The sequence below is a fragment of the Micromonospora sp. R311 genome (genome assembly GCF_056780015.1).
The window spans coordinates 80108-106668 of the sequence record NZ_JBSWCE010000029.1 but is presented as its reverse complement, the minus strand read 5'-3'; the positions used below and the strand labels follow the sequence as shown (position 1 = coordinate 106668).

Annotated in this window: 30 protein-coding genes and 1 pseudogene; 15 read left to right on the top strand and 16 right to left on the bottom strand. The window is 74.1% G+C overall.

Features of this window, described 5'->3' with window-relative positions; translation table 11 throughout:
* Positions 1–87 precede the first annotated feature (87 nt).
* Together AC1WTP_RS24030 and AC1WTP_RS24025 are read left to right on the top strand one after the other, a co-directional pair.
* A complete protein-coding gene (locus AC1WTP_RS24030) occupies positions 88–891 on the top strand; it encodes an ABC transporter ATP-binding protein (RefSeq protein ID WP_481651527.1) in 804 nt (267 codons plus the stop codon).
* Between the two features lie 389 nt (positions 892–1280).
* A pseudogene (locus AC1WTP_RS24025) lies at positions 1281–1498 on the top strand (transposase); the annotation flags it as partial.
* 132 nt (positions 1499–1630) lie between these two features.
* Here AC1WTP_RS24025 and AC1WTP_RS24020 read toward each other — a convergent pair.
* The 4 genes from AC1WTP_RS24020 to AC1WTP_RS24005 form a co-directional block, all read right to left on the bottom strand.
* A complete protein-coding gene (locus tag AC1WTP_RS24020) occupies positions 1631–2614 on the bottom strand; it encodes a hypothetical protein (protein ID WP_481651526.1) in 984 nt (327 codons plus the stop codon).
* Positions 2608–4011: a M48 family metalloprotease gene (locus AC1WTP_RS24015; RefSeq protein WP_481651525.1), complete on the bottom strand. Its 1404-nt coding sequence runs from the start codon at positions 4009–4011 to the stop codon at positions 2608–2610. Before AC1WTP_RS24015 ends, AC1WTP_RS24020 begins: the two co-directional genes overlap by 7 nt.
* Before the next feature lie 257 nt (positions 4012–4268).
* Entirely contained in the window at positions 4269–5060 is a 792-nt protein-coding gene (locus tag AC1WTP_RS24010; RefSeq protein WP_481651524.1) for a potassium channel family protein, read from the bottom strand.
* 403 nt (positions 5061–5463) lie between these two features.
* Positions 5464–5928 (bottom strand): hypothetical protein, encoded by a 465-nt coding sequence (locus AC1WTP_RS24005; RefSeq protein ID WP_481651523.1) that lies wholly within the window; start codon positions 5926–5928, stop codon positions 5464–5466.
* A gap of 82 nt (positions 5929–6010) precedes the next feature.
* On the opposite strand from AC1WTP_RS24005, the gene yidD reads away from it, so the two are divergent.
* Together yidD and AC1WTP_RS23995 are read left to right on the top strand one after the other, a co-directional pair.
* A complete protein-coding gene (gene yidD / locus AC1WTP_RS24000) occupies positions 6011–6298 on the top strand; it encodes a membrane protein insertion efficiency factor YidD (RefSeq protein WP_481651522.1) in 288 nt (95 codons plus the stop codon).
* Between the two features lies 1 nt (position 6299).
* A complete protein-coding gene (locus tag AC1WTP_RS23995; protein ID WP_481651521.1) occupies positions 6300–6458 on the top strand; it encodes a hypothetical protein in 159 nt (52 codons plus the stop codon).
* Positions 6459–6537: 79 nt separating this feature from the next.
* On the opposite strand, the gene AC1WTP_RS23990 is transcribed toward AC1WTP_RS23995, so the two are convergent.
* A complete protein-coding gene (locus tag AC1WTP_RS23990) occupies positions 6538–6951 on the bottom strand; it encodes a four-helix bundle copper-binding protein (protein WP_481651520.1) in 414 nt (137 codons plus the stop codon).
* Between the two features lie 179 nt (positions 6952–7130).
* Here AC1WTP_RS23990 and AC1WTP_RS23985 point away from each other — a divergent pair, with 179 nt between their 5' ends.
* Complete coding sequence (locus tag AC1WTP_RS23985) at positions 7131–7634, top strand: ATP-binding protein (protein WP_481651519.1); 504 nt, start codon at positions 7131–7133, stop codon at positions 7632–7634.
* A 60-nt stretch (positions 7635–7694) separates the two neighbouring features.
* Positions 7695–8219, top strand: coding sequence for a DUF421 domain-containing protein (locus tag AC1WTP_RS23980; protein WP_481651518.1), 525 nt, complete (start codon positions 7695–7697; stop codon positions 8217–8219).
* 8 nt (positions 8220–8227) lie between these two features.
* Here the strand turns inward: AC1WTP_RS23980 and AC1WTP_RS23975 are convergent, their stop codons facing one another.
* Entirely contained in the window at positions 8228–9136 is a 909-nt protein-coding gene (locus AC1WTP_RS23975; RefSeq protein ID WP_481651517.1) for an LLM class flavin-dependent oxidoreductase, read from the bottom strand.
* Positions 9137–9365: 229 nt separating this feature from the next.
* Between AC1WTP_RS23975 and AC1WTP_RS23970 the strand changes: the two genes are divergently transcribed.
* From AC1WTP_RS23970 to AC1WTP_RS23955, 4 genes are all read left to right on the top strand, one after another.
* Positions 9366–10484 carry an L-dopachrome tautomerase-related protein gene (locus AC1WTP_RS23970; protein ID WP_481651516.1) on the top strand — a complete coding sequence of 373 codons (1119 nt, stop codon included), beginning with the start codon at positions 9366–9368 and terminating at the stop codon, positions 10482–10484.
* Between the two features lie 104 nt (positions 10485–10588).
* Complete coding sequence (locus AC1WTP_RS23965) at positions 10589–11422, top strand: MEDS domain-containing protein (RefSeq protein ID WP_481651515.1); 834 nt, start codon at positions 10589–10591, stop codon at positions 11420–11422.
* A complete protein-coding gene (locus AC1WTP_RS23960) occupies positions 11419–12381 on the top strand; it encodes an anti-sigma factor RsbA family regulatory protein (RefSeq protein ID WP_481651514.1) in 963 nt (320 codons plus the stop codon). The genes AC1WTP_RS23965 and AC1WTP_RS23960 overlap by 4 nt, the downstream gene beginning before the upstream one ends.
* Before the next feature lie 71 nt (positions 12382–12452).
* Positions 12453–12974, top strand: coding sequence for a hypothetical protein (locus tag AC1WTP_RS23955; RefSeq protein WP_481651513.1), 522 nt, complete (start codon positions 12453–12455; stop codon positions 12972–12974).
* Here AC1WTP_RS23955 and AC1WTP_RS23950 read toward each other — a convergent pair.
* The 5 genes from AC1WTP_RS23950 to hflX form a co-directional block, all read right to left on the bottom strand.
* Positions 12914–13741 (bottom strand): cytochrome c oxidase assembly protein, encoded by an 828-nt coding sequence (locus AC1WTP_RS23950; RefSeq protein WP_481651512.1) that lies wholly within the window; start codon positions 13739–13741, stop codon positions 12914–12916. The genes AC1WTP_RS23955 and AC1WTP_RS23950 overlap by 61 nt on opposite strands.
* Positions 13738–14178 (bottom strand): DUF2243 domain-containing protein, encoded by a 441-nt coding sequence (locus AC1WTP_RS23945; RefSeq protein ID WP_481651511.1) that lies wholly within the window; start codon positions 14176–14178, stop codon positions 13738–13740. The genes AC1WTP_RS23950 and AC1WTP_RS23945 overlap by 4 nt, the downstream gene beginning before the upstream one ends.
* Positions 14179–14342: 164 nt before the next feature.
* Positions 14343–14663: a TraR/DksA family transcriptional regulator gene (locus tag AC1WTP_RS23940; RefSeq protein WP_481651510.1), complete on the bottom strand. Its 321-nt coding sequence runs from the start codon at positions 14661–14663 to the stop codon at positions 14343–14345.
* Between the two features lie 487 nt (positions 14664–15150).
* Positions 15151–16398, bottom strand: coding sequence for a PucR family transcriptional regulator (locus AC1WTP_RS23935; RefSeq protein ID WP_481651509.1), 1248 nt, complete (start codon positions 16396–16398; stop codon positions 15151–15153).
* 95 nt (positions 16399–16493) lie between these two features.
* Entirely contained in the window at positions 16494–17645 is a 1152-nt protein-coding gene (gene hflX, locus AC1WTP_RS23930; protein WP_481651508.1) for a GTPase HflX, read from the bottom strand.
* 178 nt (positions 17646–17823) lie between these two features.
* Between hflX and AC1WTP_RS23925 the strand changes: the two genes are divergently transcribed.
* The 4 genes from AC1WTP_RS23925 to AC1WTP_RS23910 all read left to right on the top strand — a co-directional run bounded on the left by AC1WTP_RS23925 (position 17824) and on the right by AC1WTP_RS23910 (position 21426).
* Positions 17824–19062, top strand: a complete 1239-nt coding sequence (locus tag AC1WTP_RS23925) for a DUF2786 domain-containing protein (RefSeq protein WP_481651507.1) — start codon at positions 17824–17826, stop codon at positions 19060–19062.
* A 104-nt stretch (positions 19063–19166) separates the two neighbouring features.
* Positions 19167–19532 (top strand): YciI family protein, encoded by a 366-nt coding sequence (locus tag AC1WTP_RS23920; protein WP_481651506.1) that lies wholly within the window; start codon positions 19167–19169, stop codon positions 19530–19532.
* A complete protein-coding gene (locus tag AC1WTP_RS23915; RefSeq protein WP_481651505.1) occupies positions 19529–20794 on the top strand; it encodes an RNA polymerase sigma factor in 1266 nt (421 codons plus the stop codon). The genes AC1WTP_RS23920 and AC1WTP_RS23915 overlap by 4 nt, the downstream gene beginning before the upstream one ends.
* Positions 20791–21426 carry a dihydrofolate reductase family protein gene (locus AC1WTP_RS23910; RefSeq protein ID WP_481651504.1) on the top strand — a complete coding sequence of 212 codons (636 nt, stop codon included), beginning with the start codon at positions 20791–20793 and terminating at the stop codon, positions 21424–21426. Before AC1WTP_RS23915 ends, AC1WTP_RS23910 begins: the two co-directional genes overlap by 4 nt.
* A 183-nt stretch (positions 21427–21609) precedes the next feature.
* On the opposite strand, the gene AC1WTP_RS23905 is transcribed toward AC1WTP_RS23910, so the two are convergent.
* The 4 genes from AC1WTP_RS23905 to AC1WTP_RS23890 all read right to left on the bottom strand — a co-directional run bounded on the left by AC1WTP_RS23905 (position 21610) and on the right by AC1WTP_RS23890 (position 25361).
* Entirely contained in the window at positions 21610–21783 is a 174-nt protein-coding gene (locus AC1WTP_RS23905; protein WP_481651503.1) for a CsbD family protein, read from the bottom strand.
* Between the two features lie 75 nt (positions 21784–21858).
* Positions 21859–24114 (bottom strand): heavy metal translocating P-type ATPase, encoded by a 2256-nt coding sequence (locus tag AC1WTP_RS23900; RefSeq protein ID WP_481651502.1) that lies wholly within the window; start codon positions 24112–24114, stop codon positions 21859–21861.
* A gap of 10 nt (positions 24115–24124) precedes the next feature.
* Entirely contained in the window at positions 24125–25117 is a 993-nt protein-coding gene (locus AC1WTP_RS23895) for a hypothetical protein (RefSeq protein ID WP_481651501.1), read from the bottom strand.
* Between the two features lie 34 nt (positions 25118–25151).
* Complete coding sequence (locus tag AC1WTP_RS23890) at positions 25152–25361, bottom strand: heavy-metal-associated domain-containing protein (protein ID WP_447136453.1); 210 nt, start codon at positions 25359–25361, stop codon at positions 25152–25154.
* A 148-nt stretch (positions 25362–25509) separates the two neighbouring features.
* Here AC1WTP_RS23890 and AC1WTP_RS23885 point away from each other — a divergent pair, with 148 nt between their 5' ends.
* Positions 25510–25806 carry a metal-sensitive transcriptional regulator gene (locus AC1WTP_RS23885; protein WP_088997186.1) on the top strand — a complete coding sequence of 99 codons (297 nt, stop codon included), beginning with the start codon at positions 25510–25512 and terminating at the stop codon, positions 25804–25806.
* An 87-nt stretch (positions 25807–25893) separates the two neighbouring features.
* Here the strand turns inward: AC1WTP_RS23885 and AC1WTP_RS23880 are convergent, their stop codons facing one another.
* A complete protein-coding gene (locus AC1WTP_RS23880) occupies positions 25894–26520 on the bottom strand; it encodes a DUF305 domain-containing protein (RefSeq protein ID WP_481651500.1) in 627 nt (208 codons plus the stop codon).
* Positions 26521–26561 lie beyond the last annotated feature (41 nt).

Sequence of the window (26561 nt, the reverse complement as noted above, 5' to 3'; positions counted from 1 at the left end):
CAACAAGACCGGCGCACCCGTCACCCGGTCACTGATCGCCTACGACCACTGACCGGGATTCGGAACTACTCGTCTAGGAGGTAGGCAATGCTCGAGGTGCGCGGCCTGCGAAAGGTCTACGGCGGCCACGGCCGAACCGTCGAGGCTGTCCGAGACCTGACGTTCGAACTGAAGGCGGGGGAGCTGGCCTGCCTGGTCGGCCCGTCCGGCTGCGGCAAGACGACGTTGCTCAAATGCATCGCCGGCCTGCTGGCGCCAACGTCCGGTGAGGTGTCGGTGCACGGGCAGCGGGTCGCCGGGCCGCCGGCCGACATGGCGGTGGTGTTCCAGGAATACGGACGTAGCCTGTACCCGTGGATGACGGTGGGAGCGAACGTCGAGCTTCCGCTGAAGGAGAAGCGGCTTGTTCGTGCCCGACGACGTCAGCTCGTCACGGAGTCGCTAGCAGCGGTGGGCCTGCACGACGTCGAGAACGCGTACCCCTGGCAGCTGTCGGGTGGAATGCAGCAGCGTGTCGCGATCGCACGGGCGTTGGCCTACGAACCGCAGGTGCTGCTGATGGACGAGCCGTTCGCTGCGGTCGACGCCCAGACCAGGGCGGATCTCGAGGACCTTGTCCGCTCGGTGTGGCAGCAGTTCGGAATCACGCTTCTTTTCGTCACCCATGACATCGACGAGGCGGTCTACCTCGGAGAGCGGGTTATCGTGTTGTCCGCCTCGCCCACGGTAGTGCAACACCAGGTGACGGTTGACCTGCCCATCGAACGTGACCAGTTGGCGACCCGGTCACTGGCGCGGTTCGCCGAATTGCGCGCCGAGATCTACCAGCAGATCCACCAGGCCAAGGCAGCGAGCACAGCGGACCGTCTTGCAGCAGAGGCGCTCGCCTGAGGTCAAGGAGCCGGGAGGGTTCCCCCTCCCGGCTCCGAAAGACCGCGCGTAACAGCTCCCTTACCCAGCTCTTGTCATCCTGGCCGCCGAACGCCGGACCCAGGCGCTGTAAGACGATGGTCTACCTCCTGATCAAGGAGCCGCACCTCACGTCCGAACACTCGGCTGCCGCCATTGCTACCGAGACCGCCCCACGACCGGGACGGTCATTCACTCCTCAGATCCCTCGCATGCATCAGCCGCAGATGTCCGGCGTGGACGGCATGGAAAGCTGCCTGTCCGCAACGGGCCTGACCACCGGCGAGATCCGGGGTCTGTCTGGCCGAGGTCGATGGCGCTGACGTGTCGCGGTAGGGCATCTGCACGATCACCGATGAGGTCGTCGAGGGCGCTGTGCCGAGTTCACCGATGCATGGCGCGACAGGTGCAGGTACCCGGCGACAGTCAGGTCGTGGGAACAGGCGTGGCTGAGTTCGTGCCGTTTTTCGCGTTCGATGCCGAGATCCGTACCCTCGTCCTCGGCTCCACCAACGCCATCGAGTCCGTTAACGCCCGTGTCCGCCGCGCCGTCCGAGCCCGCGGCAACTTGCCAGCAGACAAGATAGCGTGAGGTCAACTCATCGGCCCTGTCCGTCGAAACGGGTCAACACCAGAGCGTTATGACCGCGCTCCGCGGCCACCCTCGGACTTCCCTCCCGCCTCGTCTGTCACCGGCGTCGATGTGACCGAGGACCAGGGTTCAGGGCTCGGCTCCGGTAAACGCCCAGACGTTGACCAGCAGTGCCGCGCCCACGACGGCGGCCAGCGGGACGGCCGTGCCGCCGCCGAGGAACAACATGCCGCATATTCCGCCGAAGGCTGCTCCTACCAGGGCGAAGCCCGCGGCGCGCCACCACCATGGCCGAGCCCGGGGCAGCGACGCCCCGGCCGGGAGGATGACGAGGTCGTCAAGCGTGTCACTGACATCGGCTCGTTCCTCCAGCACCACTCGCTTCGGCGGCCGGTGTCGTAGCCGGCCGATGGGCACCAGCCGCACCTGGCCCGGCAGTTCGATGACCACCCGGCGCTTCGACGAGACGTCACCGTGGACCGTGACGGGAACGGTGCCGCTTACCGAGTCCACGACCGGGTGCCACATGACCCGCTGCCAGCGGTCGGGACCGTGGCGTCTGTCCTTCGCGAGCGCGATCCAGGTGCTGTTGCCGACCGAGATCGGCGGGCCGTCCGGTCTGTCGCCCGCGAGCACTGACGCCACCATGGGAGAACTCGACCGGCCCGCGGCGCGTCGGAACAGGAAGCCGCGTAGCGCCCAGGCCAGCACGACGAGTACGGTCACGAAGCCCGCGATCAGGATCGGAACCAACAGGTCGTCCTCGGCGCTGGTCTCGTCCGGGTCGGCTGGGAAGCCGCGGGGTTCGGGTTCGGCCGGGTCGTACGCGACCGGAAACGGCCGGCCCTTCGTGTACCGGTCGGTGTCGTAGATCCCGAAGCGCTGCACGTGTTCCCGGCCCGCCTGGTCCACCCATCGGACACGGATGTCGTCGAGGTCCCCGATGCCGTCCTCGACGACGATGCCCTCGACCACCGCGGTGGCTCGTTCCTGCGCGCTGGCGTACCGGTACGCCTGCCAGGCGAGGACAGTCCCGAGGACGGCGAACGCGAGCATGGTGGCGGCGAGCGCCAGCAGCGCGACGCGCAGAACCGGCCGTTGTCGATTCAACACACGGCCCGCTCGGTGAAGTGCGGGAGCAGTTCCCTGATCCGGGTCGGGTCGCCGCTGTCGATGGCGTGCTCCACCAGTTCCTCGACGTCGAGCAGCGCACCGGCGGGGCCGACCAACACGCTCGCTGTCCACCGGCTGGCACGTGCCCACCCGGCCTCCAGGAGCGTCCCACTGATCACACGGTCGAGGTAGCCGACCAGAACGGCGCGTGCGGCGGCGGCCCGCATCGGTGGTGGCAGCTTCCCCGTCTCCCGGTCGAGCGCCCGAGCCAGTTGCATCCAGGTGCCGTCCGCCACCGCATCGGCTGCGGCGGCCATCGCTGCGCGTACCGAATCCTGACCTGTCACCTGTACGAGACACGACGCGACCTCCCGCGTGCTCGCTTCGAAGCGTTCCGGGGCGAGGTCGAGGAGACGAACCGGCCGAAGCTCGTCCGGAACCTCCTGCGCGCTGACGGGGTTCCGCACGCACCGTCGCTCAAGCGTGTCGGCGTCCCGCAGGGGCACCGGCGTGCTCGCGTCCCAGCCGAGGCCGAGGTGCTCGGGTAGCGCGGCGAGACGGACGGCCAGCGGAGGCTCGATCGCGATGCCCATCGGGTCCTCCTCGTCGGCGACAGCAGCAGCGGCCAGGCGGGGCGCGACGTACGGGTCGGCGAGTGCCGCGTCGAGGGCTTCGTACAGGTCCTCCGGGTAGCTTCCGTCCTCGCCCAGCACCTCCGTCCAGGTGTCACCGAGCACGTGGAAGGCCGCGTCGACGATGCCAACCTCGACGAGGACACCGCGCACGGCCGGCGTGCCGGCAACCGCGGCGGCATCGGCATCCGCAGCCAAGGCCAGCGGCCAGATGTGAGCCTGGCTCGCCCGCAGCAACCGCTCAACCAGGGCGGCCGGCGCCCGGAAGCGGTCCTCGAGGCTGGCTACCAGGGATCCCCGCGCCCGACGCAGCAGTTGGGTCCGCCGGTCCCCGGCATGCTGTTCGTCAGCGAACTCGCGCGCCACGACGGCGGCGAGCTCGGCAGCGGTGAGCCGGCGCACCAGCGGCAAACCCAGGAATAGGGTGAAGGTGCGGAATCCCGACGTCCTGGTGGGCAGGAGAGCGACATCCGGCTCGGCCACGATCCGCACGAGCAGCGGAAAGCGGAAGCCGAGGCCCTCGGCAACCTGCCGCACCAGGGTAGTCAGCTCAGGCTCATCGGCCGGACGCACGGCGTGACCGGTGAGTCGTGGCCGGTGCGTCACCAGGGGGATCACCGTGAACGCGAGTACGGGGAGCACGATCCACGCGAACGGCACCCAGGCGCGGAAGACCACCACAGCGGCGAGCACCGCCATACCGATGAGGAGGACGGCCGGATGCGCAAGGGCGGTCATGGCCGCGATGAACACCCAGTCGCGCACGGCAGACGGGCCAGCGGTGGTAGGGCTCGCGGTTGTTCCCATCTCACCCCTTGCCTTCATGGGGCGTCGAGAATACGCGGCCCGCCGCCATCGGTAAAAGGCCGCTGAGGGGCGCTCTCATCGCCTTTCAAAGCGGACCGGAGGCGGTGTGCACTGCGGGGGCCCACGCGGCCAACCGGGCCAGGCTCGTTTGTCCGGCCGACCATCTCAATGGGCAGCCGACACAGTACGGCGGGCCCCGGTAAGCAGTCGAGCGGTCATGGCGAGGGCCTCGGCGCAGGTGCTCGCCCGTCCGCATCCGTCGCTCGCGCGTCCGGAGCAGCCATGATGTGTTGGCGCAGCGCCGCGATCTCCGCCCGCAACGCCGCAACGTCCGCACTCGTCGCCGCGGTCGGCTGGTCGGAGGCTGCGGAGACCCGCTCCACGATCCAGGTCGCCAGCGAACCCGTGACGAAACCGATCAGACCGATCCCACCGATCATCAACCCGAGCGCGACGAACCGTCCCATCGTGGTCACCGGGTAGTGGTCACCGTAGCCGACGGTGGTGATGGTGACCGTCGCCCACCAGAGAGCCTCGTCGAACGACGTGATGTTCGCGTCGGGCCCCGACCGCTCGGCGTCCAGCGCCGCCAGCGCGGACACCAGCACGAGCAGCGCGGTGGTGGTGGCGACGTAGACAGCGAGCCGGCCCCGCGCCCAGACCTCCGTGCGCCGGCTGATCGTCAACACCACCATGACCAGCCGTACGGCGCGCAACGGCCGGAGCACCGGAAGCACCAGGACGGCAAGGTCGAACAGATGGCCACGCAGGAACCGACGCCGGTCGGTGGCCAGCTTGAGGCGCACCAACATGTCGACCCAGAAAAGCAGCCAGATCACGACGGACGTCACGGCGCACACGTCCCGCCACACCGGCGCCAGATCAGGACGCAGGATCGGCGCCGCGTACACCGCCAGGAAGACCACCGACAACACCGTCAGCGGCAGCGCGGTGAGCCGCTCCCAGTTCGCCGACCGGTCCACTCGCTGGACTGCTTCACCCTGCATCTTTAGCTCCGCCCGAAGATCCTGCCCGCTGCGCCGCGGCAGTGGTCACCCACCCGGCTCCGGCGAGGGTAGGTTGAGCAGGCCCGACGGTCCACCTGCTGATCTGCGGCGAACGACCACAGCAGTCGGCCGGCGCGACCGGCGCACAGAACGTTGAAATCGAGAAGCCGCAGGTCAACCGGCCTTCGGACACGGACAGGGCACCGTCTTAGGAAACCGTTGCTCTATCCCCTGAGCTACGAGGGCGCGAGGCCTCAGCGTACCTGGCAGCCGATGCGCCGGAGCGTCCAGGAGTGCCCCCTGCCGCCCCCACCCACCGGCGCTTTCCTCCGTCGCGTCGACGATGCCGTACGTCCCGGGGCGGGTGGCAGGGCCGCACGGCGATGGCCCGGCGGTCGTTCGCTCAGCCCCGGACGGGACGGGTCGCCCGGGCGTAGGACCAGCTCGTCGCGGTCAACAGTCCAAGCACGACGATCCCGAGCAGGCCGTGCTGCCACTGCCAGCCCACGCCGAGGCCGACGAACCCGTCCGCGGCCATGACGACCGCGCCGGCACCGGCCGAGGCCATCGCGCCGGCGAGCGCCAGCAGCATCAGCACCCGGGGCACCCGGCGCCCCAGGCTGGTCACCGTGGCCAGGGCGAGCAGGGCGCCCAGCAGGCCGGTCGCGACCGCGAGCCACTGCGCCAGGGCCACGTCCATCATGTCGCGGGCGTAGCGCTCGTGCTCCTCTACCGGCACCACCGGTCCACCCGGGAACCCCAGTCTGCCCTGGGCCGCGAAGACGGCCTTGCCGGCGGCGTAGCCGAGGAACAGCACGGCCATCGCGTACCCGGGCCAGCGCACCTGCCGATCGGATCTGGTTGCCATGCCCCGACCGTAGGCGGCGGGTGGCCGGCGACCGTCCCGCCGCGGAGGGATCCCGCTCCCCGAGCGGAGGGAGACCGCAGGGGTGGCGGCGACGACCCGGGCGCCGGTGCTGGACCGGGCGGGGTTGGCGGCCATCCAGGGCTACCGCCGATGGCTGTCGCCGCACTGGCCCGGCCGGTGCCGGTTCACGCCGACCTGCGGAGCGTGCGCGTTGACGGCGGCGCAGCGGTACGGGCTGGCGGTGGGGTGGCCGGATCGCCGTCTCCCGCCCGCACCGCTCGGCCACCGGGTTTGCTCCGGACGAGCCCGGGAAGCCAGCGGATTCGACGGCGTGGGCAGCGCCTCGCGCCGTGCTCGAGAGGGAGGTTGACATGGCTGACCGTACCCAGCTTCACGACCTGCGTCAGCAAGCCCACAACGCGGGTATTCAGGGCAACTCGAAGATGACCGAGGGCCAGCTGCGCAATGCCCTGAAGAAGGTCGAAAAGGGCACCGACCCGCAGACCGCCAAGCGGCAGGCCCGCAGCTGACGCGCGCACGGCGGCGCCAGCACCCGTCCGGGCGCTGGCGCCGTCGGCGTTCCGGATCCGCCGGTGGCCGAGCGTTCGGTCAGCTCATGCTGGCGAGGAGGTCCCGGCACGCCTGCTCACAGGCCCGGCAGGCGTCGGCACAGATCCGGCAGTGCTCGTGCTTGTCCGCGTGGCGGGCGCACTCGTCGCCGCAGGACCGGCAGGCCGTCGCGCACGCCTCCAGCAGACTCCGGCTGATGTTGGCGTCGTAGCCGGTGTGCCGGGAGAGCACCCGGGACGTGGTGGTGCAGATGTCCGCGCAGTCCAGATCCGTCCGGATGCACTTGGTCAGCTCGCTCACCATGTCCTCGCTGAGGCAGGCGTCGGCGCAGGCGGTACAGGCCTGGGCGCAGGCGTTGAGCGCGTCGATCGCCGCCGCCAGCTTCGCCCGGTCCAGGTTGATCGACTTCGGGTACGCCTCCAGCATGGGCTTGGTGGTGCTGGGTATGGACACGATGGTCTCCTCTCGTGGCTCGTCCTGTCGCCCTACCCGCCGGCCCGGCGGCCATGCCCGGCGGCGCGCCCCGCCCGCCGCTCGGCCGGCCCCAGCCGCCGTCCGGTCCCCGCGGCCGGATGAGCTGCTTGCCATCGCGCAACGGTCGCGCCCGGGCGCATCCCCCGTATCCTGCCCGTATGCGGCCTGGGCAGGGGGAAGGCGCCGACCTGACGGACGGCGCGCCGGTGGCGAACCGGTCGGTGCCGCTGTGGGCGCGTGCGTTCACCGCCGAGACGGCGACCGAGGTACGCCACGCGCTGACCCGCCACGTCACGGAGGCGGGACTCGCCGGTGACGACGCCGAGGACTTCGTCCTGGCCGTGCACGAGCTGGTGACCAACGCGGTGCGGCACGGCGGCGGGTCGGGCCGGGTCGAGCTGCTCCGCCAGGACGACGCGCTGGTGTGCGAGGTGCACGACCACGGCGTCGGCACGGACGCCGACGCGGTGCAGCTGCCCGCGGCGGACGTGCCCGGTGGGCGCGGCCTGTGGCTGGCCCGCGAGCTGACCGGCGCGCTGATGCTGACCCGGCGTCCGGACGGCCTGACCGCCACGGTGAGCGTCTGCCTGACCGTCGAGGACCGGTCCGCGTCACCGACGACGCCGGCCAACGCCGACCCGGCGGGCCCGCCGCACCCCTGACCGTCCGCCCGGGCGGCGGCCGCCGGGGATTGCGCACCGTCCCGGCGGGTAGGTGCCGCCGTGACCGACTGGGAAACCGTGTTCCGCCCGGACACGCCGCTGCCGGAGATCTTCGCCCGGGGCAGTGTGATGTACCTGTCGCTGTTCGTCCTGCTCCGGGTCATTCTCAAGCGGGAGAGCGGCACCACCGGCGTCACCAACCTGCTGGTCATCGTGCTGCTCGCCGACGCCGCGCAGAACGGCATGTCGGACGACTACCGCTCCGTCACCGACGGGGTGCTCCTGGTCGCGGTGATCATCGGCTGGTCGTACCTGCTCGACGCGCTGGCCTACCGGTGGCCGCTGGCGGCCCGGCTGATCCGGCCCAGCTCGCTGGTGCTGGTGCGGGACGGGCGGATCCTGCGCCACAACCTGCGCCGGGAGTTCATCACCGACGAGGAGCTCCGCGCCGAGCTGCGGGAACAGGGCATCGCCGAGCTCAGCGAGGTACGCGAGGTCCGGATGGAGCCCGACGGCCAGTTCAGCGTCATCACCGCCACCGGTCACAAGCCGCAGAAGAAGCCGGGCCGACGCCGCGCGATGTGAGGCCTCCGTCAGCCGGCGCGGCGGGCGCGCTCCCCGGCGACCAGTTCCCGGGTGGCCGGGGCGACCTCGGCCGCGAACCGCTGGATGGTGGCGGCGTCGTCGGCGGCGAGGATGAAGGCGCTGACACCGTGGTCGAGGGTCAGCCCGGCGAGGTCCTCCGCCCACTGCTCCGGCGGCCCGTCGAGCAGCGCCCGTCCGGTCTCGGCGAACCGTCCCGCGATGTTGAGCAGCCGGCGTACCGCCGCGGGCTCGCGGCCGGCGGCGGCGGCGCTGTCGTCGATGGCCCGGTTCATCTCGACCAGGTCGGCCGGCCCACCCGGCAGGTACGCCAGGCTGGGCAGCCAGCCGTCCGCGAGCCGCCCGGTCAGCCGCAGCATCCGCGGCTTGTACGCGCCCACCCAGACGCCGATCCGGTGGGCCGGCGCCGGTCCCCGCTTGGCACCGTTGACCTGGTAGTACTCCCCCTTGACCCGGACCGCGCCGGGCTGGTCCGCGGCCCAGATCCCACGGATGACCTCGATCGCCTCGCCCAGCGCGCCGATCGCCTCACCCGGCCCGAGTCGCCGGCCGCCCATCGCCTCGATGGCCTCCCAGAACGCGCCCGCCCCGATGCCGAGCTCGAACCGGCCGCCGCTGAGCAGGTCGAGGCTCGCGGCGCTGCGGGCGAGCACCGCCGGCTGGCGCAACGGCAGGTTGATCACGTTGCCGCTGAGCCGGACCCGCTCGGTCCGCGCGGCCACGTAGCTCAGCAGGGTCCAGGTGTCGTGGAACCGGGGCTGGTACGGGTGGTCCTGGAAGGTGACCAGGTCGAGCCCGGCCCGGTCGGCCACCACGGCGAGGTCGACGGCCTGGTGGGCGGGGTGCGCGGTGGGCGTGATGAAGGTGCCGAACATCAACTCGTGCCCGTAGTCGGTCATGACGCCATCCTCGCGCGCGGACCGGTCGCGGCGGGCCGGCATGCCGCGGGGACCCGGCGCACCGGCGCCCGCGCGCTCCGCCGGCCCGCGCCCGCCTCCCACCCCCGCCCGGCGGCGGGTTTCGCCCGGGCGGCGCCGGGAAGTCGCCCCGGAACCTGCAGCGGGCACCCGGAGGGATCACCATGCGGATGGGGCAGGACGGTGGAGGACCGAAGGCACCGGCGGGTGGGTGGCCGGACGGTACGGCGTGAACGGCCCGGTCGGCGACGAGCCGGTCGGCGTGCTGGAACTGGTGCACACGTTCACCGGGCCGATGCCGACCGGGGTGACGGTCTCGCACACCGGCCGGATCTTCGTGAACTTCCCGAAGTGGGGCGACGAGGTCCCGGCCACCGTGGTGGAGTTGCGCGGCGGGCAGGAGGTGCCCTTCCCCGACCAGCAATGGAACAGCCCGGCGGGGACCGCCGACGCCGAGGCGTTCGTCTCGGTGCAGAGCGTGGTGGTCGATCCGGCCGACCGGCTCTGGGTGCTCGACACCGGCAGCCCGATGTTCCAGCCGACCGAGCCGGGCGGACCGAAGCTGGTCCGGGTGGACCTGGACACCGACACCGTCGCCCAGGTGATCACCTTCCCGGCGGACGTGGCGCTGCCGACCACCTACCTGAACGACGTGCGCTTCGACCTGCGCCGTGGGGACGGCGGCGTCGCGTACATCACCGACTCGTCGGACTCCGGCCCGAACGGGATCATCGTGGTGGACCTGGCCAGCGGCGCGTCCTGGCGGCGGCTGCACGAGCACCCCTCCACGAAGGCGGAACCGCTGGCGACGTTCCGGCCGGTGGTCGAGGGCCGGCCGTTCCTGCAACGGCCGCCCGGCGGCCCGCCGACGCCGGTGGCGATGGGCTCGGACGGCATCGCGATCTCGGCCGACGGCTCCCGTCTGCACTACTGCCCGCTCGCGTCCCGCCGCTGGTACAGCGTGGCGACCGACGCCCTGGTCGACCGCACGCTCCCGGACGCCGACGTCGCCGCGACCGTGGTGGACGAGGGCGACAAGGGCGGCGGCTCGGACGGTCTGGAGACCGACGACGCCGGGCGGTTCTACCTCACCTCCTACGAGCACAACGCGGTGCTGCGCCGCCGCCCGGACGGCGGGTACGAGACGCTCGTGCACGACCCCCGGCTGCTCTGGCCGGACACCATGTCGGTGGCCGGCGACGGGTACCTGTACGTCACGGCCAACCAGTTGCACCGGCAGCCCCCGTACCAGGGCGGCCAGGATCTGCGCCGCAGGCCGTACGCGCTGTTCCGCACCCGGATCGACGCCGGACCGGTCCGGCTGCGGTGAGCCTCGCCGGCGCGCCGCCGGCGCCCGCCACCCGTCCGGGCCGTCCGCGCACCGATGGCCGTCGTCCACGGTCGGCCTAGACTGGGCGGCGTGGGGCGACCAGCATGATCGTGAAGGAGCGGCCGGCCGGGCCGTACGGTCACGTGTGCTGGGCCTACGACGATCCCGCGGCCTTCCGCGCGTACGCCGAGGCGTACCTCGCCGAGGGCCTCGCGGCCGGCGAGCGGGTCTGGTACGTCACCCGCGACGAGCCGCAGTCCGCGCTGGCGCGGCTGCGCCGCAACCGGGGGATCGCCGACGCGCTGGGCCGCGGCGCCGCCGAGGTCGTCGCGCTCGACTCGACCTACGCCAGCGGCCGCACCGTGGACGCGGCGGCCCAGGTGGCCGCCTACGCCGCCGCCACCGACCGGGCACTGGCCGCCGGCCACACCGGGCTGCGCGTGGTCGCCGAGGCCACCCCGCTGGTGCGCACCCCGGCTCAGCTCGACGCGTTCGCCCGCTACGAGCACCAGATCGACCGCTACATGCGCACCCGACCGTTCCGGGCGATGTGCGCCTACCATCGGCCCGAGCTGGGTGACCGGGCGGTCGCCGAGCTGGCCTGCCTGCACCCCGAGAGCAACGTCGAGGACCTGCTGTTCCAGCTGTACGCGGCCGCCCCGCGCGACGGGCACGCCGCCCTCGTCGGTGAGCTGGACCCGTCCCAGCACGAGCTGTTCGGCACCGCCCTGGAACGGGCCGACCTGCGCCCGACCGACGGTGAGCTGGTGCTGCGCGCGACCGGCCTGCGGTTCATGGACCACCGCTCGCTGGTGCACCTCGACGAGTACGCGCACCGCCGCACCGCGACGGCGGTGCTGCGGACCCCGCGCCCGGCCGTGGCCCGGCTGGCCGGGCTGCTGGACCTGGCCCACCTGCGGGTGGAGGTGACCCGGTGAGGACCGGAGCCGCCGCCGGCCACCAGGGCTACTACCACGAGGCCGTCCGCTACGACACCGACGACGAGTTGCTCGCCGTCGTGCTGCCCTTCCTGGTCGGCGGCGTCGAGGCGGGCGAGCCGACCTTCGTCGCCCTCGGCGCGCGCACCGGCGGGCTGGTCCGGTCGGCGTTGCCCCCCGGGCTGAAGGTCGAGTTCCTGCCCGGCGGCGACGTGTACGCCCGGCCGACCGCCGCGATCCGGTCCTACCGACGGCTGCTGGCCGAGCAGGTGGCCGACGGCGCCGGCCAGATCCGGATCATCGGCGAGCTGCCGCGGACCGCGTTCGGCGCGACGTGGGACTGGTGGGCCCGGTACGAGGCGGCGATCAACCACGCGTACGACGAGTTCCCGCTCTGGAGCATGTGCGCGTACGACACCCGTATCACCCCGGCGTCGGTGCTGGCCGACGTCGCCCGGACCCACCCCCGGTTCGCCGCGCCCGACGGGCGGCACGTGCCCAGCGGGGCGTACACCCCGCCGGCCGCCTACCTGCTGGAGAACCGTCCGGTGACGCCGGACCCGCTCCAGGCGGGGCCGCCGGCCGTCGAGCTGGCCGACCCCACGGCGGCCCGCGCCCGCGCCGCCGTGCACGCCGTCGACCAGGGCCGGTTGCCGGCGGACGACCTCGAGGACCTGGTGGTCGCGGTGAGCGAGACGGTCACCAACGCCCAGCGCCACGGCGTTCCCCCGGTCCGGGTCCGGATCTGGCCGGGCGACGACCGGATCGTGGTGACCGTCAGCGACGGCGGTACCGGGCCCCGGGACCCGTTCGCCGGGCTGCTGCCGACCGGCGACGGCGGCCCGGGCGGGCTCGGGCTCTGGATCACCTACCAGTCCTGCAACCACGTGACCGTGCACCGGGACGGTACCGGCTTCACCCTGCGACTGACCGCCGGCAACCCGCACCACGGCGGCTGACCCCCGTCGCGAAGCAGCGCCGAAACGATCGGGCGGGTGTGCGCGTCGATTCCGGGGGTAGAGGCTCCGACATGCTGCTCCGTGCCGTACCGCAGGGTCTGCTCGCCGGTCTCGTCGGGGCGGCGGTGATGACCGCCGGGGAGAAGCTGGAACAGCGGGTCACCGGCCGGCCCGACTCGTACGTCCCGGCCCGGACACTGGAACGGCTGACGGGGCTGCCGGAGCGTCCCCGCGAACAGCCGCCCGGGCTGAACCTGCTCATGCACTACGGTCAGGGCGCGCTGCTGGGTGTGCTGCGGGCGGTGATGGCCAATGCCGGGCTGCGCGGCCCGGTCGCCTCCGGGATGTTCACCGTGATCCGGCTGACCAGCGACCAGATTCTGGAGAACGCGACCGGCACCGGCGCGCCGCCGCAGACCTGGCCACGCCGGGAACTCGTGATCGACGTGCTGCACAAGACCGTCTACGCGCTCGCGGCCGGCATGGTGGCCGACGTCCTGGCGGCGCGGCACGGCCCCGCCCCCGGCCAGCGTCACGCCGCGGTGCGCCCCGGCCGGCACAGCGACGTCGGCCCGCTTCCCCGGACCGCCTGAGCGGGCGCCGTCGGGCGGCCGGCGCGCCGGCGGTACCAGCCGGCGAAGAGGGCGGTGGCCAGCAGCAGCTCGGCCAGGTCACCCCCGTGGTACATCAGCCGGGCCGCGGCCCGCAGCGCGTCGACGTCCCGGTCGTCCAGGCCCGGCGGCAGGGTGGCGGCGTGCGCGTAGAGGTACTTGGCGAGCACGGAGTGCCCGGCCGCCGCGCCGAGCAGGGCGCCGACCCGCACGGCCAGTCCCGGCCGGCGGGGTGCCGGGTCGGGTCCGGCGATCGCCCAGGCGAGCAGGTAGCCGGCGGCGAGGTAGTGCCCGTGCAGCCCGAGATGCAGCCAGGTGTGCCGCTCGGCCGCCGCGTAGAGCGGGGTGAGCAGCACCAGGGCGAGCCCGCCGGTGCTGATCAGCGCGGCCGTCACCGGGTGGCCGAGCAGGTGCGGCGGCCGGGACCGCAGCACCCGGCCCACCGCCCGGCGTGCCCGGGGCGGGGCGACCCGCAGCAGCAGCGTCACCGGGGCGCCCAGCACCAGCGCGAGCGGGGCGAACATGCCCAGCAGCAGGTGCTGCGCCGCGTGGGCGCGCGGACCGCCGCCCGCCACCGGGCCGAGGGCGACCGCCAGCAGCGCGCAGCCGGCCAGCCAGGCGACCGTACGCCGGCGGCGCCAGCCCCGCCGGTCCCGGCCGACCGCGTAGAGGTAGCCGGCGGCGAGCAGGGCGACCGCGGCGAGCGGCAGCACCTCCGCGCCGGACCCGGCGGGCTGGGGCGTCGTCACCGGACCCGGACCGGCCGCGCCCGCCGGAGCACCACGGCGCCGAGCAGCAGCAGCACCACGGCGGCGGCGTTCCACACCAGGTCGTACGGGAGCAGGTGCACCCCGTACCGGATCTGGTGCAGCCGCAGCACCTTGTGGTCGACGATCCCGTCGAAGAGCTGGAACGCCCCGGCTCCCAGCAGGAACCCGCCCCACGCGGCGCGGCCGACCAGGACGCCCCGGCGGCGCAGGTCGGCGTACCAGAAGAAGCCGCCGACCAGGGCGAGCAGCTCGGCCGCGTGCAGCAGCCCGTCGGAGAGCAGCGCGACCGACGGGGTGGACCGGTCGTAGAAGTGGTGCCAGCCGAGCAGCTGGTGGAACACGATCTCGTCGACGGCGGCCATCACCGCGACGCCGATCAGCGCGCCGGCTCCCGCCGACCGGCGGTCGACGTTCACCGCGGTTCCGCCATCACTGACCTCGCCTACCTCGGGTGTGTCCTCCCCTACCCGGAAACCGCCGAGGCATGCCGCCTCGGGGCGTGGTGTCGGTGCCGGGCGGCCGGCCGGGCGATCCTCGCCGGCGCCCGGAACCACCCCGGCCCGGGGCGCGGCGGGTGCGGTCAGTTGCCCTGCCGCTGCTGGCAGGGCACGCAGAAGCGGGCCCAGGGCAGGATCTCCAGGCGGGCCAGGGGGATCTCTTCCCCGCACCGCTCGCACAGGCCGTAGCTGCCCTCGGACATCCGCCGCAGCGCCTGCGCCGTGTCGGCGACCCCCTGGCGGGCGGTCTCCATCAGGCCGCGCAGCGTGTCGGGGTCGTGGCCGCCCCGCTCGGGCTCCCGGCTGTGGATGGTCAGTTCCGCTAGCTGGTCGGTGTGGCTCTGGAACTGCCGTTCCAGGAGTTCGCGCAGGGCCTCGGTGCGGTTGCGGACGGTGTCCGTCATGATCGTGTCTTCCTTCCGGTGGTGCGCGGGACCCCCGGAACTGCCGGGGTGAGCCGCGGGGTGGATGTGGGGCGGCCGCCGCGCCGGGCGGCCCGCGGGTGGGATCGGGTACGAAGGGGCCGGGAGCTTCCGGGCCGGGAGAGGACTGCGCGTCGGCCGCCGCGGCACAGCGCGGCGGCCGGGAAGGGCTGGTCGTCCGGCGGAGCGTCAGGTCCCGGATCGTCGAGGCGATCCCGTGGCCCCGGTCGGCGGACACCCGGCCGGGCCGGCGATCAGGCTCCTCCGGGGGCCGGCGGTCGGCACCGGCGGTCGACCGGGTGGCGAGGGTGGCACCGCCATCGCGCTGGTCGTCATCACCGCCTCCTCGCCGGTCGGGAACACCTCGGACCTCCAGAGTCGGCCGAAATCGGCGGCCGGACAGTGCCCACGGCCGGCCAACAACCCGCCCCGAGGTTGCCGGCCGCCGGACAGGTCGCCCTCCTGCCGTTCAGGACGCGGGGCCGGGCAGCGGCTGCGCCGGCCAGTCCAGCGCCCGGGCGCCGAAGACCGCGGCCTGGAGGGTGAACCGGTCACCGGCGTTGGTCGGGTCGTGGCCGGTGAGCGACCTGACCCGGGTCAGCCGGTAGGTCACCGTACGGACCGACACGTGCAGCCGGCGGGCCGCCTCGGTGGCGACCCCACCGGTGGCGAAGTACGCGTCCAGCGTGTCCAGCAGTGGCTCCGCGCCGCCCCGGCTGCGGCCCAGCGGGCTGAGCACCGCCCGTACCAGGTCGACCATGGCCGGCTGGTCACGCAGCAGGACCCGGTAGATGAGCAGGTCGTGGGCGTCGACGACGGCGGTGTCGGCGTGCAGCCGCTGCGCCATGGTGAGCGCCTCACGGGCCTCCTCGTAGGAGCGGGCGATGCCGTACAGGCCCGGGTGGGGGCGGCCGACCGCCACCTGCCAGGGGCGGCCGCGCGGCAGCCGGTCCAGCTCGGCGTGCATCAACCGGCCCAGGTCGGCGGCCGGGGCACCACCCCCGGCCGCCCGGTCGGCGGCCACCGCGTCGGCGGGGGCGATCACCACGAGCAGTCCCTCCTTGGTGGCGACCAGCACGTCCCGGTCGCCCAGCCGGTCGAAGATCACCGCCTCCAGGGCGCTGATCGCCGCGTCCGTGTCGGGCAGCCGCCGGCGGGGCGCGGCCAGCGCCACCTGGTGCACCCGCGCCAGGTCCAGCCCGAACGGCTCGGCGCGCTCCACCAGGCCGCCGAGGTCCGAGTCGCCACGCAGCAGGTCGTCGACGAGTTCCCGGCGCAGCGCCTCCTCCCGCCGGACCAGTTCCCGGCGGGCCACCGCGAAGCCCTCGGCCAGGGTCGCCACCGCGGCGTCGACCACGTGCAGCACCGCCTCGGCCGCCGCCCGCACCACCTCGCTGTCGGTGGCGTGCGCCAGCTGCGGCGACTCCTGCCACAGCCGCCGCGCCGCCGACAGGTACAGCTGCACCGCCCGACCCGCCGACACGCCCTGCTCGGCGGCCCGCCGGCCCAGCGCGCCGACCGCGTCGAGTTCACCGCGCCGGGGACGCCGCCCGGTCACCGCCGCCTCGGCGAGCAGCGGCAGGTAGTCGCCGAGCAGCTCCACCGGCACCCCGCCGGCGTCCGCGCTGGCGCCCCGCGCCACCTCCGCCAGCCAGGCGTCGTCGCGACCCGCGCCGGCGTACCGTCCCGGGCCGGGCCGCCGGACTGCGCCGGTCATCCACCGACTCCCTCGGACCTGGTCTCGACGCCCACCGCCGATCCGGACACCCTAACCCGGCGCCCGCCCGGGCTCCCGGAGGAAGCGGGCCGGGCTCAGCGCCGGGCCAGCCGGCGGGCCAGGGTGACGCGCAGCTCGTCCATGCCGGCGCCGGTGAGCGCCGAGACCGCGACCGCGCCGTGGTGCACCCGCAGCAGCGCGTCGAGCCACTCCACCGGAGTCACGTCGATCTTGTTGAGGACCAGCAGCTCCGGCACGTCACCGGCGCCGATCTCGTGCAGCACCCCGTGCACGGTGGTGATCTGGTCCAGGGCGTCCGGCGCCGAGGCGTCCACCACGTGCAGGGCCAGGTCGGCCCGGCTGACCTCCTCCAGCGTCGAGCGGAACGCGTCGACCAGCTGGTGCGGCAGGTGCCGGACGAAACCGACCGTGTCGGTGACGGTGAACAGCACGTCGTCGGCGCGTACCCGGCGCACCGTCGGGTCGAGGGTGGCGAACAGCACGTCCTGCACCTGCGCGTCGGCGCCGGTGAGCCGATTGAGCAGAGCCGACTTGCCGGCGTTGGTGTAGCCGGTGATGGCCACCGAGGGCACCTGGTTGCGGGCCCGCCGCTCCCGGTTCCGGTCCCGGCGCCGGGCCAGCTCCGAGGCGTTGCGGCGCAGCCGGGTGGCGCGCTGGCGTAGCCGGCGCCGCTGCGTCTCCAGCCGCATCTCACCGGGACCACGCACACCCATGCCGGCGCCGCCGGCCATCCGGCCACCACCGACCCGGGACATCGAGCGCCCGTCGCCGCGCAGCCGCGGCAGCTGGTACGCGATCTGCGCCAGCTCCACCTGCACCCGGCCCTCGCTGGTGCGGGCGTGTTCGGCGAAGATGTCCAGGATCAGGGCGGTCCGGTCGACCACCCGCACCCCGACCCGCTCCTCCAGGTTGCGGACCTGACCGGGGGTCAGGTCGCCGTCGGCGATCACCAGTTCGGCGCCGGTCCGCTCGGCCAGCGCGGCCAGCTCGTCGACCTTGCCGGACCCGACGTAGGTGGCCGGGTCGGGGCGGGGCCGGTTCTGCACCACCTCGTCGACCACGGCCAGCCCGTCGGTGTCGGCGAGCCGGCGCAGCTCGGTCAGCGACACCGCGGTGCCCGGGCCGGTGTCCCCCGCCTCGTCCTCCCGGTGCACCGCGACGAGCAGCGCCGTCGGCCGTCGCGCCGCCGTGCCGGCGCCGTTGCCCAGCAACCACGATCCCGCCATCGCGTACCTCGCCTCGCTCGCGTCGGCCCTCGATCTACCCGGCGGCGGGCGAAGCATGCGACGGGCCGGTGTCGCCCGTCACGACCGACGGACGACGGCCCGGGCCCGGCGGTACGTTCGGCGGGCGGGCGACGGTCACCTCCGGGCACCCGGGCGACAGAGCGAGGGGGACGCGACCGTGCCGGACGCCGAGGAACTGGTCACCGACGCGGTGGCGGCGGCGCGCGGCACCGACGTACGGCTCGCCGAGCGGCAGCTGGACCGGCTGGTGGTCGGCGCCGGCGCCGCGGACGTCGACGCGGCCCTGCTCCGCCGCCTGGTCCACCGGGTCGGGCTGCTCGCGGCGCGCGGCTGGCAGCCGGTCGACCTGGCCCGGATCGCCACCCGCCGGCTCGGCGCGCGGCCGGCCCGGCTGGTGCGGGACGCGCTCGCCGCCCAGCGGCGTGACCACCCCGGGCCGGTGCCCGGGTGGTGGGATGCCCAGCTCGACGACCTCGGGGCGCGGGTGTGGTGGCCGGACGACGGCCACTACCTGGCCGGGTGGGCGGGCCGGGAAGGGCTGGACCGGATCACCGCGCTCCGGGAGGCGGTGGACGTGCTGGCGCTCGCCGAGGGGCTGCCCCCGATCGCCGTGCTCCGCCCGCCGCCCGGCGTGGCCGCCCCGCCGGGCGCGGGCCGCGGTCGCGGCGACGGCGCCTCCCGGATGCTCGACCGGGTCCGGGCGCTGCTGGCCAAGGCCGAGTCGACCACCTTCCCGGCCGAGGCCGAGGCGCTGACCGGCAAGGCCCAGGAGCTGATCGCCCGGCACAGCGTCGACCAGGCGCTGCTCGCCGCCGGCGCGGACCGCGACGACCTGCCCGGCGGGGTGCGGCTCGGCACCGACCCTCCGTACCCGGGCGCCAAGGCGCTGCTGGTGCAGGAGGTGGCGGCGGCCAACCGGTGCGAGGCGGTCTGGTCCGACGAGCTGGGCTTCACCACCGTGCTCGGCTGGCCGGCCGACCTGGAGGCGGTCGAGCTGCTCTACACCTCGCTGCTCGTGCAGGCCACCACCGCGATGCTGCGCGGCCGGGGCGAGCGCCGGACGAGCTCCGCCGGCCGGCGGACCCGGGGCTACGACGAGTCCTTCCTGAACGCCTTCGCCCTGCGGATCGGCGAGCGGCTGCGGGCCGCCACCGAGGCGGCGGACCGGCAGGCCGCCGACACCGCGGGGCCGGACCGGCTGCTGCCGGTGCTCGCCGCCCGCTCCGAGGCGGTGCGGGAACGCCTCGACACGCTCTTTCCGGGCGTCACCCGGCACCGGCTCGCCGTCCGCGACGCCGAGGGCTGGTCGTCCGGCACCTCCGCCGCCGACCGGGCGTCGCTGGACCCGGGCGGGCCGACCCGGGCGACCCGGCAGGTACGCGGCCGCCGGCGCTGACGCCGGAAATTTCTTCCCGCCGGCTGTCGGGTACCGGGGGGTCGGCTCCGACCTACCGGCGAGAAGCGCCACGATGGGCGCGGCACCGACGCGAGGAGCATCCGATGAAGTACATGCTGCTGATCTGGAACCGCCCGGGGTTCGCCGAGTCACTCTCCGAGCCGGAGCGCACCGCGCTCTTCGGCGAGGTGGACGAGATCATGAAGGAGCTGACCGAGTCCGGTGAGCTGGTCGGCGGGCAGGCGCTGGCCGACCCGTCGCAGACCCGTACGGTCCGGCTCGACGGGGACCGGCCGGAGGTCACCGACGGGCCGTTCATGGAGAGCAAGGAGCAGTTCGCCGGCTACCTGATGGTCGACTGCGACAGCCCCGAGCGGGCCGTCGAGATCGCCCGGCGCTGGCCGGACGTGCGGCTGGGCGGCGCGCTGGAGGTGCGCGCGGTGATGGACGAGGCCGGGACGGAGATGTGACGGACCGGGCCGGCGAGGACCTGCTGCGCACCCTCGCGCCGCAGGTCCTCGGCCTGCTGGTGCGCCGGCACGGCCAGTTCGACCGGTGCGAGGACGCCGTCCAGGAGGCGCTGCTGGCCGCCGCGACGCAGTGGCCCGAGCAGGGCGTGCCGGGCAATCCCCGCGCCTGGCTGCTGACCGTCGCCACCCGCCGACTCACCGACGAGTGGCGCAGCGAGCGGGCCCGCCGTGACCGCGAGGTCGCGCTGGCCGTCCGCGAGCCGGCGTACGCGGCGGTCGCCCCGCCGGCCGACGAGGAGCCACCGGCCGAGGACGACACGCTGACCCTGCTCTTCCTCTGCTGCCACCCGGCGCTGGCGCGGTCGGCCCAGGTGGCGTTGACGCTGCGCGCGGTCGGCGGTCTGAGCACGGCGCAGATCGCCCGGGCCCACCTGGTGCCCGAGGCGACCATGAGCCAGCGCATCCGCCGGGCCAAGCAGCGGGTCGAGGCCGCCGGGGCCCGGTTCGCCATGCCGTCGGCGGCCGAGCGGGGCGAGCGGCTGCGGACCGTGCTCCAGGTGCTCTACCTGATCTTCAACGAGGGCTACACCGCCTCCAGCGGCCCGGACCTGCACCGGGCCGACCTGACCAGCGAGGCGATCCGGCTCACCCGCACCCTGCACCGGCTGCTGCCCGACGACGGCGAGGTGGCCGGGTTGCTGGCGCTGATGCTGCTCACCGACGCGCACCGGGCGGCGCGTACCGGGTCGGACGGCGAGCTGGTCCCGCTGGCCGAGCAGGACCGCGGCCGCTGGGACCGGGCCGCCATCGAGGAGGGGATCGCCCTGGTCACCGCGGCGCTGACCTGGTCGCCGCCGGGGCCGTACCAGGTGCAGGCCGCGATCGCCGCGGTGCACGCCGAGGCGCCGTCGGCCGAGCGGACCGACTGGCCGCAGATCCTGGCGCTCTACCGGCTGCTGGCCCGGCTCGCGCCGAATCCGATGATCACGCTCAACCAGGCGGTCGCGGTGGCCATGGTCGACGGGCCCCGGGCCGGGCTGGCCCTGCTCGCCCCGCTCGACTCCGACGAGCGCACCGCCGGGCACCACCGGCTGGCCGCCGTCCGCGCCCACCTGCTGGAGCTGGCCGGCGAGCCGGCTGCCGCGCGGGAGGCGTACCTGGCGGCGGCGCGGGCGACGACCAGCCGCCCCGAACAGCGCTACCTGGAGCTGCGCGCGGCCCGGCTGGCCGCGCCGCCCGACCCGACGAAGGAGCGACCGTGAGCACAGTGACCTGCCAGATCTCGATCTCCCTGGACGGCTACGTGGCGGGACCCGAGCAGAGCCTCCAGGACCCGCTCGGCAAGGGCGGCGAGCGGCTGCACGAGTGGGCCTTCCCCGCCGACGGCGGGCGGGACCGCCCCGGGCCGGCCGACGACGGGTCCGACGTGGACGCCCGGCTGATCGACGAGATGACCCGCGACGTCGGGGCGTACGTGATGGGGCGCCGGATGTTCGGCGGCGGCGACGGACCGTGGGACGCGTCCTGGCGCGGCTGGTGGGGCGAGGATCCCCCGTTCCACACCCCGGTGTTCGTGCTGACCCACCATCCGCGGGAGCCGCTGCCGATGGCCGGCGGGACGGAGTTCCGGTTCGTCACCGACGGCATCCACTCGGCGCTGGCGCAGGCCCGGGCGGCCGCCGGTGACCGGGAGGTGGCAATCGCCGGCGGCGCGAGCACCGTGCGGCAGTACCTCGCGGCCGGCCTGCTCGACTCGCTCCACCTGCACATCGTGCCGATCGTGCTGGGCGCCGGGGAACAGCTCCTCGTCGACGTCGGCGACCCCCGGCTGGAGCAGGTGGCGGTGGTCGCCGGTCCGACGGTCACCCACGTGCGGTACCGCGTGCTGCGCTGACCTCGCCGCGCGGCGGCTCGGCAGGTGCCTCCGCACCAGATGACGGAGAGATCTTGGTAGGAAATGGCCCCTGGAGGGGTCATTTCCTACCAAGATCTCAAAGCGCCCGGTCGACGACCAACCCGAAAGCGGCGAAACCGCCGGGCCCGGCGGCGCCGGGCCCGGCGGTTTCGCGTACGCCGGTCAGCTCTTGAAGACGTCCTTGATCTTCTCGCCGGCCTGCTTCAGGTTGGCGGACGCCTGGTCGTTGCGGCCCTCGGCCTCGAGACGCTCGTCGTCGGTGGCCCGGCCGGCGCCCTCCTTCAGCTTGCCGGCGGCGTTCTCGGTCGCATTGTTGATCTTGTCGTCGACACCCATGTCAACCTCCCGCTCAGCGTTCCGGTTACGTCCCGGATGTACCCCGCGGCCCGGTCGGTCAACCGCCGCCGCCGGTCAGGCCACCGGTCGGAAGCCGCGCAGCCGGAGGCTGTTGGCCACCACGAAGACCGAGGAGAAGGCCATCGCGGCACCGGCGATCATCGGGTTGAGCAGGCCGGCCGCGGCCAGCGGCAGGGCGGCCACGTTGTAGGCGAAGGCCCAGAACAGGTTGCCCTTGATGATGCCGAGGGTGCGGCGGGAGAGCCGGATCGCGTCCACGGCGGCGGTCAGGTCGCCGCGGACCAGGGTCAGGTCGCTCGCCTCGATCGCCACGTCGGTGCCGGTGCCCATGGCCAGCCCCAGGTCGGCCCGGGCCAGCGCGGCGGCGTCGTTCACCCCGTCGCCGACCATCGCGACGACCTTCCCCTCGGCCTGGAGCCGGGCGACCACGTCCACCTTGTCCGCCGGCAGCACCTCCGCGATCACCTGGTCGACACCGACCTCGGCGGCCACCGCCTGCGCGACCGTGGCGTTGTCGCCGGTGAGCAGCACCGGGGTCAGGCCGAGCGCGCGGAGCCCGGCGATGGCCGCGCGGCTGGTCGGCTTGACCACGTCGGCCACCGCGAGGACCCCGCGGGCCCGCCCGTCCCAGCCGGCCAGCACGGCCGTCCGGCCCCCGGCCTCCGCCGCGGTCGCCGCCCGCTCCACCTCCTCCGGTACGTCGAGCCCGCGCTCGCGCAGCAGCCGAAGCCGGCCCACCAGCACCTCGCGGCCCTCGACGGTGCCGGTCACCCCGAGGCCCTCGACGTTGCCGAAGCGGGTCACCGGGGGCAGCGCCCCGGCCTCGGCGGCGCCGGTGGCGACCGCCCGGGCGATCGGGTGCTCGGAGGCGGCCTCCAGGGCGCCGGCCAGCCGGAGCAGCTCGGCACGCTCCTCGCCGGCCGCCGGGAGCACGTCCACCAGGGTCATCCGGCCGGTGGTGACCGTGCCGGTCTTGTCCAGCACCACGGTGTCCACCTGCCTGGTGGACTCCAGCACCTCCGGGCCCTTGATCAGGATGCCGAGCTGGGCGCCGCGGCCGGTGCCGACCAGCAGCGCGGTCGGCGTGGCCAGCCCGAGGGCGCACGGGCAGGCGATGATGAGCACCGCCACCGCGGCGGTGAACGCGGCGGTCGGCCCCGCCCCGGTGCCCAGCCACCAGCCCAGCGTGCCGGCGGCCAGCGCGATCACCACCGGGACGAAGAACCCGGAGATCCGGTCGGCGAGCCGCTGCACCGCGGCCTTGCCGGTCTGCGCCTCCTCGACCAGCCGGGCCATCTGCGCCAGCTGGGTGTCGCCGCCGATCCGGGTGGCGGTGACCACGAGGCGGCCGCCGGCGTTGATGGTGGCGCCGACCACGGTGTCGCCCGGGCCGACCTCGACCGGCACGGACTCGCCGGTCAGCATGCTGGCGTCGACCGCCGAGGTGCCCTCGTCGACCACGCCGTCGGTGGCGATCTTCTCGCCGGGCCGGACCACGAACCGGTCGCCCACCGCGAGCTGGTCGACCGGGATCCGGGTCTCCGTGCCGCCGCGCAGCACCGCGACGTCCCGGGCGCCGAGTTCGAGCAGGGCCCGCAGGGCGGCGCCGGCGGTCCGCTTCGAGCGGGCCTCGAAGTAGCGGCCGGCGAGGATGAACACCGTCACCCCGGCCGCCGCCTCCAGGTAGATGTTGCCGGCGCCGTCGCTGCGGCTGATGTCGAAGCTGAACGGGTGGGTCATCCCCGGCATGCCGGCGCTGCCGAGGAAGAGCGCCCAGACCGACCAGCCGAACGCGGCCAGCGTGCCGAGGGAGACCAGGGTGTCCATGGTCGCCGCGCCGTGCCGGAGGTTGATCCAGGCCGCCCGGTGGAAGGGCAGGCCGCCGTAGACCACCACCGGGGCGGCCAGGGTCAGCGACAGCCACTGCCAGTAGTCGAACTGCCAGGCCGGCACCATGGCCAGCACGATCACCGGCACGGTCAGCACGACCGAGACCCAGAGCCGGGTACGCAGGCCACGCAGTTCGTCCACCGGCTCGGCGGCCGGTTCCGTACCGGCCGGGGCGGGCGGGGGCGGGACGACGGCCGTGTAGCCGGTCTTCTCCACCGTGGCGATCAGCTCCGCCGGGGTGACCTCGTCGGCGTACTGGACGGTGGCCTTCTCGGTGGCGTAGTTGACCGTGGCGGTGACCCCGTCCATCCGGTTGAGCTTCTTCTCGATCCGGGCGGCGCAGGAGGCGCAGGTCATCCCGCCGATCGCCAGCTCGATCCGGTTCGGTGCCATCGGTAGGGGCTTGCTGGTGGTGGTCATCACGGTCCCGTCAGTCGTGCCCGTGGCCGGGGCTGCCGTGGTCGGCGCCGGCCGTCGGTGCGGGTGCGCTCGTGCTGGTGGGCGCGGGAACGGCCGGCGCGCCGCCGGCCGGGACGCCGGGGCTGCCGGCGACGACGGTGAACTCGGCGGTGTGCACCGCGCCACCGTGCTTGAAGTCCAGGTAGAGCCGGTAGGCGCCGGCCGACGGCACCTCGGCGAAGAAGGTCACCTCGGGGCCGGGCCGGGTGCGCCCGTCGCCCGGCGCGCCGTCCGGGTGCACGTGCAGGTACGCCAGGTCGCCCTGGCGCAGCGCCACCAGGTGCCCGTACGCCCCGAGGTAGGGCTCCAGGTCGTTGACCGGCGCGCCGTCGCGGCTCACGGTCAGGGTCAGCTCGGCGGTGCGGCCGGGCTCCGGGGTGCCGGCGAGGGTGACGGTGTAGCCGTCGACCGTGGTGCTGGTCGCCGGCGCCGGCAGCGGGGTCTCGGTCAGCATCCCGGGCACGGTCACGTCCACGCCGAGCGTGAGCGGCTCCCCGCCGGTGGGTGTGAAGTCGGCGAACGCCCGCCAGACGCCCGGCCCGGCCAGCGGCGAGGCGACCCGCCAGGTGCCGTCCGGCGCCATCTCGGGGTGCACGTGCCGGAAGCCGGAGAGATCGCGGCGGGCCACGATCAGGTGCATCCGCTTGTCGTGCGCCACGTCGTACGCGGTGACCGCCCGCCCGTCCGGACCGGTGACCCGGAAGGCGAACTCGCCCGCCGGGGCGGCCACCGGGACGAGGGTGTAGCCCCGGTCGGAGACGAGCAGACCGCCGGGAAGATGGGCCCCGCTCTCCTCGCTCCCGTGCCCGGAGGCACCGGTGTCGGAGTGTGCGCCGTCGCCGACGTCGTGACGGATGTCGGCCGCGGGCGAGACGGGGCCGGCCACCTGGCCGACCCCGTACGCCGCGCCGAACACCGCCGCGAGGCCGAGGGCGAATCCGCTCAGCTTCGTCGCCGTGTTCATGCTGGTTACCTCGATTCCCTCGGCCGGCGACCGGTCACGCGTCGACGAGGTCGTAACCGGCCTCGTCGACCGCCGCGCGCACGGTGTCGGTGTCCAACGGCTGCTCGCTGGTGACGGTGACCCGGCCGGTGGCCAGGTCGACCTGGACGTCGGTGACGCCCGGCACGGCGCCGACCTCGGCGCTGACCGAGCTGACGCAGTGCCCGCAGGTCATGCCCTGCACCTGGTACGTCGTGGTGACCATCGGAACTCCCCTCTCACCGCCTCCACCATATACCCCTGGGGGGTAAGGCGGAGGCAAACGGCTGCCGATCCTGGTACCGGTACCCCGTGGGGGTACCGGACATCTGGCACCGTACCATACCCCCCAGGGGTACGCTATCCTTGTCGTCATGACCTCACCTACGCCCGTCCGGGGCTACACCGCCAGCAAGGACCAGCTGCTCGCGCGGCTGCGCCGCGTCGAGGGCCAGGTGCGCGGCATCGAGAAGATGGTCGACGAGGACCGCTACTGCATCGACGTGCTCACCCAGATCTCCGCCATCCAGGCCGCGCTGGACAAGGTCGCCCTCGGCCTGCTCGACGGGCACGCCCGGCACTGCATGCACGAGGGCGCCGCCGAGGGTCGCGCGGACGAGATGGCCACCGAGATGATGGCCGCCGTCGGCCGCCTGATGAAGCGCGGCTGACCCCGGCACCGGACGTCGCCCGGCCCGGCCGGGAGCCCGGACCCGCCACCGCGGTGGCGGACGGGCCCGGGCGTCGCCCCGACGGTGTCAGAGTCGGGCCAGGACCTCCTTCATCATGGCGATCTCGGCCCGCTGGGCGGTGCTGATCTCCTTGGCGAGTGCCTTCGCCTCCGCGTTGGCGCCGTCGGCGAGCTCGTCCTCGGCCATCGTGACCGCACCCTCGTGGTGGGCGATCATCATGGTCAGGAACCGCCGGTCGAAATCCGGGCCCGAGGCCGTCGCCAGCCCCTGCATGTCGGCGTCGGACATCATGCCCGGCAAGCCGTGATCCAGGTGCGGCATCCGGGCACCGGCGGACGGCGCCGGGTGCCCCCAGGCGGCCAGCCATCCGGTCATGGTGGCGATCTCCGGCGCCTGGGCGGCCCTGATCTGCCCGGCGAGCCGCTTCACCTCCGGCTCGGCGGCCCGGGCGTCGGCCAGGTCGGCCATCTCCACCGCCTGCCGGTGGTGCGGGATCATCATCTGGGCGAACATCACGTCGTCCGGGTCGAACGCCGCCGCGCCGGTCGAGGCGCCGCCGGTCGCGGTGGCGCCGGGCATGTCGTGACCCACGCCCGACGGTGAGTGGCCCCCGCCGCAGGCGGCCAGGGCGAGGACGCCGGTGACAGCGACGCCGGCCAGGGCGGCACGGCGCGCGATGGTACGAGTCAACACTGTTCAGCCTTTCGGTGTCGGTGGTTGCGCAGCAGGACGGA

What these genes read in the sequence shown, in the direction of transcription:
- AC1WTP_RS24030 (WP_481651527.1), top strand. Translation starts at nt 88, where the DNA reads ATGCTCGAGGTGCGCGGCCTGCGAAAGGTCTACGGCGGCCACGGCCGA.
- AC1WTP_RS24010 (WP_481651524.1), bottom strand. Translation starts at nt 5,060, where the DNA reads ATGCAGGGTGAAGCAGTCCAGCGAGTGGACCGGTCGGCGAACTGGGAG.
- AC1WTP_RS24005 (WP_481651523.1), bottom strand. Translation starts at nt 5,928, where the DNA reads ATGGCAACCAGATCCGATCGGCAGGTGCGCTGGCCCGGGTACGCGATG.
- AC1WTP_RS23995 (WP_481651521.1), top strand. Translation starts at nt 6,300, where the DNA reads ATGGCTGACCGTACCCAGCTTCACGACCTGCGTCAGCAAGCCCACAAC.
- AC1WTP_RS23985 (WP_481651519.1), top strand. Translation starts at nt 7,131, where the DNA reads ATGCGGCCTGGGCAGGGGGAAGGCGCCGACCTGACGGACGGCGCGCCG.
- AC1WTP_RS23975 (WP_481651517.1), bottom strand. Translation starts at nt 9,136, where the DNA reads ATGACCGACTACGGGCACGAGTTGATGTTCGGCACCTTCATCACGCCC.
- AC1WTP_RS23965 (WP_481651515.1), top strand. Translation starts at nt 10,589, where the DNA reads ATGATCGTGAAGGAGCGGCCGGCCGGGCCGTACGGTCACGTGTGCTGG.
- AC1WTP_RS23955 (WP_481651513.1), top strand. Translation starts at nt 12,453, where the DNA reads ATGCTGCTCCGTGCCGTACCGCAGGGTCTGCTCGCCGGTCTCGTCGGG.
- AC1WTP_RS23940 (WP_481651510.1), bottom strand. Translation starts at nt 14,663, where the DNA reads ATGACGGACACCGTCCGCAACCGCACCGAGGCCCTGCGCGAACTCCTG.
- AC1WTP_RS23935 (WP_481651509.1), bottom strand. Translation starts at nt 16,398, where the DNA reads ATGACCGGCGCAGTCCGGCGGCCCGGCCCGGGACGGTACGCCGGCGCG.
- hflX (WP_481651508.1), bottom strand. Translation starts at nt 17,645, where the DNA reads ATGGCGGGATCGTGGTTGCTGGGCAACGGCGCCGGCACGGCGGCGCGA.
- AC1WTP_RS23920 (WP_481651506.1), top strand. Translation starts at nt 19,167, where the DNA reads ATGAAGTACATGCTGCTGATCTGGAACCGCCCGGGGTTCGCCGAGTCA.
- AC1WTP_RS23905 (WP_481651503.1), bottom strand. Translation starts at nt 21,783, where the DNA reads ATGGGTGTCGACGACAAGATCAACAATGCGACCGAGAACGCCGCCGGC.
- AC1WTP_RS23900 (WP_481651502.1), bottom strand. Translation starts at nt 24,114, where the DNA reads ATGACCACCACCAGCAAGCCCCTACCGATGGCACCGAACCGGATCGAG.
- AC1WTP_RS23895 (WP_481651501.1), bottom strand. Translation starts at nt 25,117, where the DNA reads ATGAACACGGCGACGAAGCTGAGCGGATTCGCCCTCGGCCTCGCGGCG.
- AC1WTP_RS23890 (WP_447136453.1), bottom strand. Translation starts at nt 25,361, where the DNA reads ATGGTCACCACGACGTACCAGGTGCAGGGCATGACCTGCGGGCACTGC.
- AC1WTP_RS23885 (WP_088997186.1), top strand. Translation starts at nt 25,510, where the DNA reads ATGACCTCACCTACGCCCGTCCGGGGCTACACCGCCAGCAAGGACCAG.